The sequence below is a fragment of the Mycobacterium sp. 852002-40037_SCH5390672 genome (assembly GCF_001665875.1).
In the GTDB taxonomy this organism is placed as follows: domain Bacteria; phylum Actinomycetota; class Actinomycetes; order Mycobacteriales; family Mycobacteriaceae; genus Mycobacterium.
In genome coordinates this window covers 1-14,800 of sequence record NZ_LZTA01000135.1, presented here as the reverse complement: position 1 = coordinate 14,800, position 14,800 = coordinate 1, and the positions used below count along the sequence as shown (strand labels likewise).

Annotated in this window: 9 protein-coding genes; 7 read left to right on the top strand and 2 right to left on the bottom strand. The window is 66.5% G+C overall.

The window, feature by feature from the left end:
• Nucleotides 1-8: 8 nt before the first annotated feature.
• On the bottom strand, nt 9-2,198 hold the full coding sequence (gene malQ, locus A5782_RS24085) for a 4-alpha-glucanotransferase (RefSeq protein WP_067104785.1): 2,190 nt from the start codon (nt 2,196-2,198) through the stop codon (nt 9-11).
• 426 nt (nt 2,199-2,624) lie between these two features.
• On the opposite strand from malQ, the gene eccB reads away from it, so the two are divergent.
• Nucleotides 2,625-4,142, top strand: coding sequence for a type VII secretion protein EccB (gene eccB, locus A5782_RS24080; RefSeq protein ID WP_067104784.1), 1,518 nt, complete (start codon nt 2,625-2,627; stop codon nt 4,140-4,142).
• Nucleotides 4,139-8,302: a type VII secretion protein EccCa gene (gene eccCa, locus A5782_RS24075; protein WP_067104783.1), complete on the top strand. Its 4,164-nt coding sequence runs from the start codon at nt 4,139-4,141 to the stop codon at nt 8,300-8,302. The genes eccB and eccCa overlap by 4 nt, the downstream gene beginning before the upstream one ends.
• 31 nt (nt 8,303-8,333) lie before the next feature.
• Here eccCa and A5782_RS24070 read toward each other — a convergent pair whose 3' ends face one another.
• Complete coding sequence (locus A5782_RS24070; protein ID WP_067104782.1) at nt 8,334-9,509, bottom strand: cytochrome P450; 1,176 nt, start codon at nt 9,507-9,509, stop codon at nt 8,334-8,336.
• A gap of 289 nt (nt 9,510-9,798) precedes the next feature.
• Here A5782_RS24070 and A5782_RS24065 point away from each other — a divergent pair, with 289 nt between their 5' ends.
• The 5 genes from A5782_RS24065 to A5782_RS24045 form a co-directional block, all read left to right on the top strand.
• Complete coding sequence (locus A5782_RS24065; protein ID WP_067104809.1) at nt 9,799-9,993, top strand: ferredoxin; 195 nt, start codon at nt 9,799-9,801, stop codon at nt 9,991-9,993.
• Nucleotides 9,994-10,487: 494 nt separating this feature from the next.
• The gene (locus A5782_RS24060; protein ID WP_067104781.1) at nt 10,488-11,738 is read left to right on the top strand and encodes a PPE family protein; all 1,251 of its coding nucleotides are present in this window, start codon (nt 10,488-10,490) and stop codon (nt 11,736-11,738) included.
• Between the two features lie 80 nt (nt 11,739-11,818).
• Nucleotides 11,819-12,118 carry a PE family protein gene (locus tag A5782_RS24055; protein ID WP_067104780.1) on the top strand — a complete coding sequence of 100 codons (300 nt, stop codon included), beginning with the start codon at nt 11,819-11,821 and terminating at the stop codon, nt 12,116-12,118.
• A 7-nt stretch (nt 12,119-12,125) separates the two neighbouring features.
• The gene (locus tag A5782_RS24050) at nt 12,126-13,349 is read left to right on the top strand and encodes a PPE family protein (RefSeq protein ID WP_067104779.1); all 1,224 of its coding nucleotides are present in this window, start codon (nt 12,126-12,128) and stop codon (nt 13,347-13,349) included.
• A 552-nt stretch (nt 13,350-13,901) separates the two neighbouring features.
• On the top strand, nt 13,902-14,800 hold an 899-nt coding region (locus tag A5782_RS24045; RefSeq protein ID WP_067104808.1), incomplete at its 3' end, for a PPE family protein.

Sequence of the window (14,800 nt, the reverse complement as noted above, 5' to 3'; positions counted from 1 at the left end):
GTTCGAAGCTAACAAGGCACCCGACCGGCCGACTCGCGGGTCGCGCTTACTGAGGTGGCGGGTGCTATTGCCGCGCGCACCGCTTCGGCGAGCGTGGCGGTCCGGCGATCGGTGAACACGTCCTCGAGCATCACCGCCCGCCCGTCGGGACCGGTCAGTGGCACCCGCCAGTTGGGGTATTCGTCGGTGGTGCCGGGCTGATTCTGGGTTCGGCGGTCACCGACGGCGTCGGTCAGCGCCACGCCAAGAAGCCGAGACGGCGTCCTGCCCAGATAGCGATACAGCGCCACGACGACTTGCTCGGGGTCTTCTTCGTCGTCCTCGAGCAACCCGACCCGGCGCAGCTCGGCCATCCACGCCGCCAGTTCGGCCCGGTCGGACTCGACCTCTTCTTCGACGGGACGGGTCAGCAATCCCAACGAATCACGTAGCCGCACATGGTCACCGGCCAGGTAGCCGGCGGTCGGGGGGAGATCGTGCGTAGTGACCGAGGACAGGCAGTACTCGCGCCAGCGCTCGGCACGGAGCGGAGCTCCGCTGGCACTTGGGTCGTCGCGGTCCAATTCGAACCAGAGGATCGAGGTGCCCAACAAGCCCCGCAACAACAGGTAGTCACGCACCCACGGCTCGACCGTGCCGAGATCCTCCCCGACGACGACCGCACCGGCCCGGTGCGCTTCCAGGGCGACGATGCCGATCATGGCTTCGTGGTCGTAGCGCACGTAGGTGCCCTGGGTGGGTGAGGCGCCCCGCGGGATCCACCAGAGCCGGAACAACCCGATGATGTGGTCGATGCGCACCCCGCCGGCATGCCGCAGCACCGCACGGATCAGTGCGCGAAAAGGCCGATACTCATGCGCATCCAACCGGTCTGGCCGCCACGGCGGCTGCGACCAGTCCTGGCCGAGCTGGTTGAACTCGTCCGGCGGCGCGCCGGCGGTGACCCCCAGCGCCATCACGTCCTGCAGCGCCCAGGCGTCGGCGCCGTTGGGGTGCACACCCACGGCCAGGTCTGCCATGATGCCCAACGACATGCCGGCCCGGATCGCCTGTGACTGCGCCGCGGCAAGCTGCTCGTCGAGTTGCCATTGCAGCCAACGATGGAAATCGACTGTGTCCGAATGCTTTTTGACGAAGTCCGCAACGCCTGACGCGTCCGGGTGCTGCAGCGCGTCGGGCCAGGAATGCCAGTCGTCGCCGTGTTTTTCGGCCAGCGCGCACCAGGTGGCGAAGTCGTCCAGCGCGCGGCCCTCGCGGTCGCGGAATGCGGTGTAGGACAGCTGCCTTCCCGCCGACCGCGGTTCCTGGTGCAGCAGCTTGAGCGCGGCCCGCTTCGCGGCCCATGCACTGTCGCGGTCGATGGCGTCGACGCGGCCGGCGCGGTGCTGGACCTCGGAGCGCAGCCGGCGGACCCGGCTGCGCTTGGTCAGGTCGGCGAATTCGGGGATTGCCTCGACGTGAAGATAAATCGGATTGACAAAGCGCCGCGATGTCGGCAGGTACGGCGACGGCTCCATCGGTGTGGTTGGGGCCGCGGCGTGCAGGGGATTGACCAAGAGGTAATCGGCGCCGTGGCGGGCGACCGACCAGACCGCAAGGTGGGTCAGATCGGTCAGATCGCCGACACCCCACGACTGCCGCGACCGCACGCTGTAGAGCTGAACGGCCAGGCCCCACGCGCGGCGGGCGCCGAGCCGCTCCGGCAGACCGAGCCAATCGGGCGTCACGATCAGCGCGGTGCTGGTCTCGCAGTCACCGGAGCGCAGATGCACCCGGTGATAGCCCAGCGGCAGGTCGGAGGGCAACAGGAAGCTGGCCTCGCCGACCCAGCGCCCGTCCATGTCGAACGGCGGGGTGAAGTTGTCGACCTGCTCGACACCGTCGCGGACCGTGCCGTCTTCGAGCTGCAACCACACCTCGGCGGGATCGCCGTGGCTGACATGCGCCCAGAAACGGATCGGCTCGCCGGTACGCCCGACGATGGTCGACGGCAGCCGACGGGCCCAGTGCGAGCGCAGCTTCGCGGTCAGCGCGACGTTGCGCTCCTGCTCGTCGTCGGCCGCGACGCCGAGGGCGCCCAACACGGCCTTCAACGTGGCCTCGGAAACCCGTACCCGTCGGCCGGACCAATCCTCGTATTCCGTCGCGATGCCGTATCTGCGGGCGAGCTCGATCAGCGACGGCGCGAGTTCAGTCATGCCGACATCTTGCTGCCCGGATTCGTGGGCCCGCGACCGGGACCCGGCGCGAGTTAGCGCATTCTTTGCTGGGCGGTGGCCTGCCATTCATTTATGTCCTCTCCCGCCCACGGCTTGATGCTTTCGACAGGACGAGAGGGCCCGAGCCAACTACGATGCTCTGAGGAGAGGTAAAAGGATCCGCTCAGGTCATCCGTGGGGGAACACAAACTGCCAGCTCAGCGGCGCACGTCGCCGCCGACTTCGGCGGCGGCCCCGGCGCGGTGAACGCGGCCGATTCGGGTGCATAAAAAGATGTAGAAGTGAATGCGCTTCGGCACCGCGTGGCGAGGTCCGCGCAGGTGCCTTACCGTTATCGATGTAATTCGCGCTGGATCAGTTCACAGGGACAAAATCCAGGCGTTCCAGCAGACCGGATGGTGATTAGTGGCGGAAGAGAGTCGCGGGCAGCGTGGCACGGGGTACGGCCTCGGGTTGTCGACGCGGACGCAGGTAACGGGATATCAGTTCCTTGCCCGCCGGACCGCGATGGCACTGACCCGGTGGCGGGTGCGCATGGAGGTCGAGCCGGGCCGGCGCCAGAACCTGGCCGTGGTGGCATCGGTTTCGGCCGCCCTGGTGATCTGCCTGGGCGCGCTGCTGTACTCGTTCATCAGCCCCGCCGGCCAGGTAGGGGATTCGCCGATCATCGCCGACCGTGACTCCGGCGCGCTCTACGTGCGCGTCGGTGAGAAGTTGTACCCGGCGTTGAACTTGGCGTCGGCCCGCCTGATCACCGGCCGCCCCGACAACCCGCATCTGGTCAAGTCCAACCAGATCGCGACCCTGCCGCGGGGTCCGATGGTGGGCATCCCCGGCGCGCCGTCGAGCTTCCATCCGACCAGCCCGGCTGCGTCGTCGTGGCTGGTCTGCGACACGGTCGCCAATTCGACCGGTTCCGGGGCGCCGTCCGGTGTGACCGTGACGGTGATCGACGGCACTCCCGATTTGAGCAACCACCGGCGGGTGCTGACCGGATCGGACGCGGTGGTGCTGAACTACAGCGGGGACGCCTGGGTGATCCGGGACGGACGACGCTCGCGCATCGACGGATCGAACCGATCGGTGCTGCTGCCACTGGGGCTCACCCCCGAGGAGGTCAGCATGGCGAAGCCGATGAGCCGCGCCCTGTACGACGCGTTGCCGGTGGGTCCGGAACTGACGGTGCCACAGATTCAGAACGCGGGCACCGGGGCATCATTCCCGAACGCGCCCGGCCCGATCGGCACGGTGATCGTCACCCCGCAAATCAGTGGGCCGCAACAGTATTCATTGGTGTTGGCCGACGGTGTGCAGACGCTGCCACCCTTGGTGGCCCAGATCCTGCAGAACGCCGGGCCGGGCAACACCAAACCGGTGACCGTGGAACCGTCCGCGTTGGCCAAGATGCCGGTGGTCAACAAGCTGGATCTGTCGTCCTACCCGGACGCGCCCCTGAATGTGATGGATATCCGCGAGAACCCGGCCACCTGCTGGTGGTGGCAGAAGACCTCCGGTGAGAACCGGGCCCGTGTGCAGGTCATCTCGGGTGCGACCATTCCGGTCCAGTCGAAGGACGCCAGCAAGGTGGTGTCGCTGGTCAAGGCCGACACCACCGGTCGCGAAGCCGACCAGGTCTTCTTCGGGCCCGACTATGCGAACTTCGTGGCCGTCACCGGAAACGATCCCGGAGCCAAGACGACCGAATCGCTGTGGTGGCTCACCGATGCGGGCGCCCGGTTCGGCGTCGACGACACCCGTGAAGTACGAGAAGCGTTGGGCCTCAAGACAAAACCGGGCCTGGCGCCGTGGGTGGCGCTGCGGCTGCTCCCGCAAGGGCCGACGTTGTCGCGATCCGATGCGCTGGTGGAGCACGACACGCTACCGATGGATATGAACCCAGGAGAGTTGGCGGTACCGAAGTGAAACGTGGATTTGCGCGGCCGACGCCGGAGAAGCCTCCGGTAATCAAGCCGGAGAACATCGTCCTTCCGACCCCGCTGAGCATCCCGCCGCCGGAGGGCAAGCCCTGGTGGTTGATCGTGGTCGGTGTCGTGGTGGTCGGCCTGCTGATCGGCATGGTCGCCATGACGTTCGCCAGCGGCTCACACGTGTTCGGTGGCGCCGGCTCGATCTTCCCGATCTTCATGATCGGCGGCGTCGCGATGATGATGTTCGGCGGCCGGTTCGGCGGCCAGCAGCAGATGAGCCGGCCCAAGCTGGACTCGATGCGCGCCCAGTTCATGTTGATGCTGGACATGCTGCGCGAGACCGCCCACGAGTCGGCCGACAGCATGGACGCCAACTACCGGTGGTTCCACCCGGCACCCACGACGCTGGCCGCCGCGGTCGGGTCCTCACGGATGTGGGAGCGCAAGCCCGACGGCAAAGACCTGAACTTCGGCGTGGTCCGCGTCGGTGTCGGCATGACGCGTCCCGAGGTGACCTGGGGTGAGCCCCAGAACATGCCCACCGACATCGAACTCGAGCCGGTGACCGGTAAGGCCCTTCAGGAATTCGGTCGCTATCAAAGTGTCGTCTACAACCTGCCCAAGATGATCTCTGTGCTGGTCGAGCCCTGGTACTCGCTGGCCGGAGACCGCGAGCAGGTGGCGGGACTGATGCGGGCGATCGTCTGCCAGCTGGCGTTCTCGCACGGGCCCGACCACGTGCGGATGATCGTGGTCAGTTCCAACCTGGACGAATGGGACTGGGTGAAGTGGCTGCCCCACTTCGGTGACCCGCGCCGCCAGGACGCCGCGGGCAACGCGCGGATGGTCTACAGCTCGGTGCGCGAGTTCGCCGCCGAGCAGGCCGAATTATTCGCCGGCCGTGGGTCTTTCACGCCGCGACACGCCAGTTCGTCGGCCCAGACGCCGACGCCTCACACCGTGATCATCGCCGATGTTGTTGACCCGCAATGGGAGTACGTGATCAGCGGCGAAGGCGTCGACGGGGTGACGTTCTTCGACCTCACCGGCTCTGCGATGTGGAGTGCGGTCCCGGAGCGCACACTGCGGTTCGACAAGACGGGTGTGATCGAGGCGCTGCCGCGCGACCGCGACACATGGATGGTCATCGACGAGAAGCCGTGGTTCTTCGCCCTCACCGACCACATCAGCACCGCCGAGGCGGAGGAGTTCTCGCAGAAACTGGCGCGCTGGCGGCTCGCCGAGGCATACGAGGAGATCGGCCAGCGGGTGGCGCACATCGGCGCCCGAGACATCATGGCCTACTACGGGATTGACGATCCCGGCCGCATCGACTTCGAGGCGCTGTGGGGTAGCCGCAACGACTCGATGGGCCGGTCGCGGTTGCGGGCGCCGTTCGGTGTTCGTTCCGACAACGGCGAGCTGCTGTTCTTGGACATGAAGTCGCTGGACGAAGGCGGCGACGGTCCCCACGGCGTCATGTCAGGTACGACCGGTTCGGGTAAATCGACCCTGGTGCGGACCGTGATCGAATCGCTGATGCTCAGCCACCCGCCCGACGAGCTGCAGTTCGTGCTGGCCGACCTCAAGGGTGGGTCGGCGGTCAAGCCGTTCGCCGGTGTTCCGCACGTGTCCCGGATCATCACCGACCTGGAGGAAGACCAGGCGTTGATGGAGCGGTTCCTGGACGCGTTGTGGGGCGAGATCGCCCGCCGCAAGGCGATCTGCGACAGCGCCGGCGTCGACGACGCCAAGGAATACAACTCGGTGCGCAGCCGGATGCGGGCCCGTGGCCAGGACATGGCACCACTGCCGATGCTCGTGGTCGTCATCGACGAGTTCTACGAATGGTTCCGCATCATGCCGACGGCGGTCGACGTGCTCGACTCGATCGGCCGCCAGGGCCGCGCGTACTGGATCCACCTGATGATGGCGTCGCAGACCATCGAAAGCCGCGCCGAAAAGCTCATGGAGAACATGGGTTACCGGCTGGTGCTGAAAGCGCGCACCGCAGGTGCGGCGCAGGCGGCCGGCGTGCCGAACGCGGTCAACCTGCCCGCCAAAGCCGGTCTGGGCTACTTCCGCCGCAGCCTGGAAGACATCACCCGGTTCCAGGCCGAATTCTTGTGGCGGGACTACTTTCCGCGCGGCCTCACCGACGATGGAGATGAAGCACCGGCGTTGGTGCACAGCATCGACTACGTCCGTCCGCAACTTTTCACCAACTCGTTCACCCCGCTGGAAGTCAGCGTCGGGGGACCCGACATCGCCGCCCCCGCCATCCCCGCCAACGGTGAGTTGATCGAGGCCGAGAGCGCGGACGACGACGCCGAAGGCATCAGAACGCCCAAGGTCGGTACGGTCATCATCGACCAACTGCGCAAGATCGACTTCCAGCCGTACCGGCTGTGGCAGCCACCGCTGACCCAGCCCGTCGCCATCGACGAACTGGTCAACCGGTTCCTCGGCCACCCCTGGCAGCAGGACTACGGCACCGCGCTGGATCTGGTCTTCCCGATCGGGATCATCGACCGTCCCTTCAAGCACGACCAGCCGCCGTGGACGGTGGACACCTCGGGCCCCGGTGCCAACGTCTTGATCCTGGGTGCCGGTGGTTCGGGTAAGACCACGGCGCTGCAGACCCTGATCTGTTCGGCGGCGCTGACCCACACGCCCGAGCAGATCCAGTTCTACTGCCTGGCCTACAGCAGCACCGCGCTGACTACCGTCGCCCGTCTGCCCCACGTCGGTGAGGTGGCCGGTCCGACCGACCCCTACGGTGTTCGCCGCACGGTGGCCGAACTGCTGGCCCTGGTGCGGGAGCGCAAGCGCAGCTTCCTCGAGTACGGGATCGCCTCGATGGAGGTGTTCCGGCGGCGGAAGTTCGGTGCTGAGCCCGGCCCGGTCCCCAACGACGGGTTCGGCGACGTCTACCTGGTGGTGGACAACTACCGGGCGCTGGCCGAGGAAAACGAGGTGCTGATCGAGCAGGTCAACGTGATCATCAACCAGGGCCCCTCGTTCGGGGTGCACGTGGTGGTCACCGCCGATCGCGAATCGGAGCTGCGGCCACCGGTGCGCAGTGGTTTCGGTTCCCGGGTCGAGCTGCGGCTGGCCGCCGTGGAAGACGCCAAACTGGTGCGTTCCCGGTTCGCCAAGGACGTCCCGGTCAAGCCGGGTCGCGGCATGGTCGCGGTCAACTATGTCCGCCTCGACGCCGACCCGCAGTCCGGTCTGCACACATTGGTGGCGCGACCCGCGCTGGCCAGCACGCCGGACAACCGGTTCGAATCCGACAGCGTCGTCGAAGCCGTCAGCCGGATCACGAGTGGCCAGGCTCCGCCGGTACGCCGGCTGCCGGCGACCTTCGGCGTGGACCAGCTTCGGGAGCTCGCCGCTCAGGACACCCGCCAAGGCGTCGGCGCGGGCGGAATCGCCTGGGCCATCTCGGAGTTGGACCTCTCGCCGGTTTATCTCAACTTCGCCGAGAACGCGCACTTGATGGTGACCGGCCGTCGCGAATGTGGGCGTACCACGACGCTGGCCACGATCATGTCCGAGATCGGGCGGTTGTACGCGCCGGGAGCAACCAGCGCGCCGACACCACCGGCGGGGCAGCCCTCGGCCCAGGTGTGGCTGGTGGATCCGCGTCGTCAGCTGCTGACCACCCTGGGCTCCGACTACGTGGAGAAATTCGCCTACAACCTCGACGGTGTGCAGGCGGTGATGGGCGAACTGGCCGCGGTCCTGGCCGGCCGCGAGCCGCCGCCCGGGTTGTCCGCCGAGGAGTTGCTGTCGCGGAACTGGTGGAGTGGGCCGGAGATCTTCTTGATCGTCGACGACATCCAGCAGCTGCCGGCAGGTTTCGACTCGCCTCTGCACAAGGCCGCGCCCTGGGTGACTCGGGCCGCCGACGTCGGCCTGCATGTGATCGTGACGCGCACCTTCGGTGGCTGGTCTTCGGCCGGCAGCGACCCGATGTTGCGGGCACTGGCCCAGGCCAACGCGCCGCTGCTGGTGATGGACGCCGACCCCGACGAGGGATTCATCCGCGGCAAGATGAAGGGTGGTCCGCTGCCCCGTGGTCGCGGCCTGCTGATGGCCGAGGACACCGGCGTGTTCGTTCAGGTCGCAGCGACCGAGTTGCGTAAGTAGGACGTGCGCCGCTGCGCCGGGGCTGACCGGGTTACACCGGGATTGCGCCCCAGCGCAGCGGCAATTCCTTGAGCGCGAAACTCTTTGAGGGATAGTTGATCATGGGGGAGTAGCCCTCGGGCAGTTCGAAATCCGGAATCTGGGTCAGCCATTCCGCGACGATCACCGTCAGTTCAATGCGCGCCAGGTGAGAACCCAGGCAGCGATGCGGGCCACCGCCAAACCCCCAGTGCCGGTGCACCTTTCCGTCCATGTTGAGTTCGTTGGTCGACATCGCGTCGCTGTCGTCACGGTTGACCGCGGCCATGCACAGCCGCACCGATGTGCCAGGCGGCAGGGTCATGCCGCCGACTTCGACGAATTCGGTGGTGATGCGTGGTGCCACCGGTGCCGACGGTTCGAGGCGGACGATCTCTTCGATGAAAACCCTGATCTGCTTTGGGTTGTCGCGCAGTTCCTTGCGCAGCTGCGGCCTGCGCGCCAATTCGAACAGCGAAAATCCGATAGCCGCGGTCACCGTGTCCAGACCCGCCAGGATCAGCAGGTGACTCATGCCCAGCAGTTCGAGGTCGGTGAAGTTGCCCTTGCCGGTGATCACCTGGGACAACATGTCCGACTTCGGGTTTCGCCGGCGCTGCGCGATGGCGTCGGCCAGATAGGCCAGCAGCAGCTCGGACTTCTCGATGTCGGACTGGGTGATGAAGGGCTTGTCGCTGACGACGGCGTCCTTCCAATCGATGAGACGGTCACGATCCTCGACCGGCAGACCGTAGAGGTCCAGGAACACCTGAAACGGGTACAGGTTGGCGAAATCCGCCATCACTTCGCATTCGCCCCGGCCGACCAGCGCCGCGATCATGTCACTGGCGTGGCGCTGCAGCACCGGACGCGACTTACTCAAAGCGTGCGGGCTGAAGTACGGCTGCAGAATCTGGCGGTAGCGGGTGTGCTGCGGCGGGTCAAAAGCCAGTGGCAGCACCGGCAATGGATGGCCGGGCGGCTGCAGCACCGTCGACGAGAAGACCTTGGTGTTGCGCAGCGCGGCCAGCACGTCCTCGCGGCGCGTGATGTAGTAGTGGCCGTTCATGAACACAACCGGTCCGGCGTCCCGTAGCGTCTTCCACCCCAGGCCCCGGTCAGCGGTCATCGGTAGCGTGGCGAAGTCAAGCCTGGGCAGGTAGAACGAGCCTTGCTGGCCTTCGCTCATGCGCTTCGATCTCCGGTTGTCTGTCGTTGATGAAATACCCCGATGCGACGGCACCTTTGCCGGTCTCCGTCGATACGAACGCGTCGCGGCACACCAATATTGCATGCGCGGCAAAGGAACACAGATCCGCCCGCCCACGCTAATCCGGGGTTTCCGATGCCCGGAACCGGTTGGCGAACATCTTCGATACTTTACCGACCGACTAATCTGGGTACCGCATCGTGATGTGCGAGCTTGTCTGATGGCGAAGACGTTTATGGTCGCGCCGGCCGCCAAGGGAGGAAGCCTTGTGAGGGTTCGTCTGGAACAGTCGAAATGTGTGGGCCACGCCCAGTGTTACGCCGTCGACCCAGACCTTTTTCCCATTGACGAGTCCGGCTATTCGATTCTCGAGGAGCACGAGGTCAGGCCCGAGGACGAGCAGTCGACTCGTGACGGCGTCGCTTCCTGCCCCGAAATGGCACTGATTCTCGAAGAGGACTGACAGCACGGACCGCCGACACCGGTGCCATCGCGGTGGGCGGTAAGCAAACGGTTAATGAACAATTCGTTTCCTTTCGTGAACTCGCGCCGACTGGGAATGAACAGTGGCTGGCCATTAATGAACAGGTGGCTTTGGGGTGTCGGTGTTTGCCTCGTAACGAACTAATCTCAGTGCCGGGCGGCAGTTCGGGCACACGCGAGCTGTCGCTCGGTTGCTGATAGCGGGAGATTAGCCGGGGCAGAAGGTGCATGTCGTTACTGACCAGACATCCGAGAAGTGTGGTGGCACACCACCTTTGCGGGAGCAGTCAACTGGTCAAGATGCACCGGCCGGCCCGGCTGATGGCGTTGCGGGGCGAAGAGGCCCAGGCAGTGACTCCCGTAGGCGCAGCGGCCTACCGGTGGCGTCGTTTACAGAGCCGTGACCACGACCACCACTGATTCCTATGTGACAGCCGAGATCGCCTGCGTTCGCGGCCGACTGAGGAGGACACGGTGTTTGACTTCGCGGCGTTACCGCCCGAAATCAATTCCGGTCGCATGTATGCGGGTCCGGGGTCGGGGCCAATGATGGCCGCCGCCGCCGCCTGGGATGAGATTGCGGCGGAATTGGGTGTAGCGGCCAGCGGCTATAACTCGGTGGTTTCCGAGCTCACCAGCGGGCCATGGGTGGGACCGGCATCGACGTCGATGGTTGCGGCGATCACCCCGTTCGTGAGTTGGCTCAGTGCCATGGCCGCACAGGCCGAGGAGACCGCCGGGCAGGGCCGGGCCGCCGCCGCCGCGTTTGAGGCGGCGTTTGCGATGACGGTGCCACCGCCCGTGATCGCGGCCAATCGAGTTTTGTTGGCGACCCTGGTGGCGACGAATTTCTTCGGGCAGAACACGCCCGCGATCGCGGCCACCGAGGCGCAGTACATGGAGATGTGGGCGCAAGACGCGGGTGCCATGGCCGGCTACACCGCGGCCTCGGCGACCGCGTCGGAACTGGCGCCGTTCGCGGCGCCGCCCAACACCACCACCCCGGAAGCGGGCTCCAACCAGGCGGCCGCGGTCGCCCAGGCCGTGGCCGAGCCGGCGGGCAACACCGCGCAGACCACCTCACAGGTAGCGACGCCACAAGCGCTGTCGGTCAGCGCAACGCAAGCGGTGCAGGCGCCCGCGGCGGTAACCAACGCCTCGAATTCGGGACTACTCTCCACCACAGTTCAGGACTTCCTGCAGTCCGGGCTGCCCACCCCGACCAACAACTACCTGGGCCTGAACCCCACGCTCTACACCGTGATCCTCAAACAGACCTCGGGCCTTGCCTATTTCTCGAACGGTATTCCGGCCTTTTGGTCGCAGCTCGCCCAGCAGTTGGTCTTCGGTCCCGGTGGTAGTACGGCCGGTGCCGGTGGTGCCTGGTTCCCGACGCCGCAGTTCGCGAGCCTGGGGCTGGGCAATCTGGGTGGTGTGGGCCATGTGAGTGCGATCTCGGCGGGGGCCGGGCAGGCTGCCCGGGTGGGGATGTTGTCGGTTCCGCAGCATTGGGCGACGTTGACCTCGGCGGTGAGCCCGTCGGCGCTGTCCGAGGAGGCCACTCCGATCCAGGCCGCGGCGGCCGGCGGAGCAAATTCACCAGCCAACGGTCTGCTGCGCGGCATGCCGGTCGGGTCGATGGGGCGGCGCGGTGCGGCCGCCGGCTACGTCAACAAATACGGGTTCCGCTACAGCGTGCTGACCCGCCCACCGTCGGCCGGATAACGGAGAGCCAGATGAACGCCAGAGCACCAGCAAACCATTCGCGGAATGTAGCCCAGCCCGACGGAAGTGAAGGAATCTAGATGTCTTTTGTGACCACGCAGCCCGAGGCGCTGGCAGCCGCAGCCGGCAGCCTCCAAACCATTGGCTCAACGCTGAGCGCTCAGAACGCAGCGGCGGCGGCCCCAACGACGGGGGTGGTGCCGGCTGCCGCCGACGAGGTGTCGGCGCTGACGGCGGCGCAGTTCGCTGCGCACGCGCAGATGTATCAGGCCGTCAGCGCTCAGGCTGCGGCGATCCACGAAATGTTCGTCAACACCTTGAGCACGAGCTCCGGGTCGTATGCGGTGACTGAGGCGGCCAACGCCGCCGCGACTGGTTAAGGAGTCGATGATGTTGGATTTTGGGGCACTTCCGCCGGAGGTCAATTCGGCGCGGCTTTATGCGGGTCCGGGTTCGGAGTCGTTCACGACGGCGGCGTCGGCCTGGAATGCGATTGCTGCGGAGTTGCAGTCGGCTGCGCTGAGTTATCAGAACGTGGTTACTCAGCTGTCCAGCGACGAGTGGACCGGGACCGCCTCGGCGGCGATGGTTCAGGCGGCGACTCCGTATGCGGAGTGGTTGAGCACTACTGCCGCGCAGGCTGAGGAGGCGGCCACTCAGGCCAACGCGGCTGCGGCGGCGTTTGAGACGGCGTTTTCCTCGGTGGTGCCGCCGCCGGCGATCGCGAGCAACCGTGCCCTGGTTCAGCAGCTGATCCAAACCAACGTGTTGGGTCAAAACACGGGGACGATCGCTCAGTTGGAGGCCCAGTACGGCGAGTACTGGGCGCAGGACGCCGCTGCGATGTACGGCTATGCAGGTCAGTCGTCGACCGCGACCAAGGTGTCGACGTTCCAGAAGGCACCCGAGGTCACCAACCCGTCGGGCCAGGCCACCCAGAGCGCAGCGGTCACCAACGCCACGGCGAACTCCACGGCGACCAACACGTCGAAGACCCTGCAGGCCTTGGCGCAACCCACGACCACTGCCACCCAGGCGACGACCCAGGCGACAACTCAGGCCGCCACGACTACCACGGATCCGTTGTCAGAGCTCTGGTTCCTGTTGACTGGGCAGTCCACTTTGCCCACCAGCCTGGGATCGGCCGTGAACGGCTACAGCCCCTTCGCCAGCCTCTTCTATAACACTGAGGGTCTGCCGTACTTCAGTACCGGTATGGCCAACACCTTCACGCAGATCGCCAAATCGACCGGGCTGATCACTGGGGCGGCTCCGGCCGCCGCCAAGGCATTGCCCGGTCTTGGTGGTCTGGGTGGCATGTTGGGTGGCGGGGCTGCGGCTGCGCACCCGGTGGCGGCGCTGGGCAGTGCGGCCTCGGTCGGTGGCAAGTTGTCGGTGCCGGTGGCCTGGTCGGGTGCGCCGGCCACGCAGGCGCTCGGGCATGCGATTCCGGTCAGCAGCATCAGTGCTGCCCCGGAGGCGGCCGGCGGGCCGGGGAACTTGTTGGGCGGCATGCCGCTGGCCGGTGCCGGTGCCGGCGGGCACGGCGTGGCCGGTCCCAAGTACGGATTCCGGCCCACCGTCATGGCCCGACCACCCTTCGCGGGATAGTCCCGGCCGGTAACGCCGGCGCGATCCACAACGCGCCCTGCCCCGAAACATCGGCGGCAGGGCGCGTTTTCGCGTGCCTGGATGAGCGGCACCCCCGCCGGACAGGCTGTGCGACGGCCCTGTCACGAGCACTCGCGGCGCACCCAACGCGAGCCTGGTCACCCGAGTCGCACCCCGGGCGCCGCGGCGAATCTCGCGTCGGCTTTATCTGCGGCCGGATTTTTATCCCGCGCTGGGGTTTTCGCGTCGGCGCAGTCCCGCCTAAACCGCCCTCCAAGGTCGGGGCCGTGCGCCGCTGACTGATGCTCCGACGTGGCGTTCCTGCAGGTAATGGCGGTGACGGCGAGATGCGCCCGATGGCGACCCGCTCGCGCTTGCCACGCCGGAACATCGCTCTCGAAGCCGGCGGGGTCGCACCAGCGGCCGCATCGTGCAACGGCGATGGGCGGCGCAGCGATTTAGCCTTCCGAAGCAAGCAAATTCTTCAAGGTCATCGCCAAGAAGATCACCTGCGAGGGGATACATGTCGTTCGAGCCCGGTGCTTCGTAACCATGGACTTCGGGTCATTACCGCCGGAGATCAACTCCGGTCGCATGTATGCGGGTCCGGGGTCGGGTCCGATCATGGCCGCGGCCGCCGCCTGGGATGGACTGGGCGCCGAGCTGGGCACGGCGGCCAGCGGATACACGTCGGTGATTTCGGAACTGACCCAAGCGCCGTGGGTGGGTCCGGCCTCGGCATCGATGTTGTCGGCGGTCACGCCGTACGTGAGCTGGCTGAGCGTCCTGGCCGCGCAGGCCGAGGAGACCGCAGGCCAGGCCCGGGCCGCCGCCGCCGCGTTTGAGGCGGCGTTTGCGATGACGGTGCCACCGCCCGTGATCGCGGCCAATCGAGTTTTGTTGGCGACCCTGGTGGCGACGAATTTCTTCGGGCAGAACACGCCCGCGATCGCGGCCACCGAGGCGCAGTACATGGAGATGTGGGCGCAAGACGCGGGTGCCATGGCCGGCTACGCCGCGGCGTCGGCGGCCGCCTCGCAGCTGACCCCGTTCACGTCACCGCCCAACACCACCACCCCGGAAGCGGGCTCCAACCAGGCGGCCGCGGTCGCCCAGGCCGTGGCCGAGCCGGCGGGCAACACCGCGAATACGACTTCCCAGCTGGTGACTCCGCAAGCGTTGTCGGTCACCTCTCAAGCGGTGACACAAGCGTCGACGACCACCGCGTCGCAGCCGGGGCCGTTCACCTGGCTTACCAGTGCGATTCAGAACTTCACGCAATCCGGACTGCCTACCCCGACCAACAACTACCTGGGGCTGAATCCCACGCTCTACACCGTCATCCTCAAGCAGACCACCGGTCTTGCCTATTTTTCGAACGGTATTCCGGCCTTTTGGTCGCAGCTCGCCCAGCAGTTGGTCTTCGGTCCCGGTGGTAGTACGGCCGGTGC

Excerpts from the sequence above, each read along its gene's own strand:
- A5782_RS24050 (WP_067104779.1), top strand. The coding sequence starts at position 12,126 with ATGATGTTGGATTTTGGGGCACTTCCGCCGGAGGTCAATTCGGCGCGG.
- A5782_RS24055 (WP_067104780.1), top strand. The coding sequence starts at position 11,819 with ATGTCTTTTGTGACCACGCAGCCCGAGGCGCTGGCAGCCGCAGCCGGC.
- malQ (WP_067104785.1), bottom strand. The coding sequence starts at position 2,198 with ATGACTGAACTCGCGCCGTCGCTGATCGAGCTCGCCCGCAGATACGGC.
- A5782_RS24070 (WP_067104782.1), bottom strand. The coding sequence starts at position 9,509 with ATGAGCGAAGGCCAGCAAGGCTCGTTCTACCTGCCCAGGCTTGACTTC.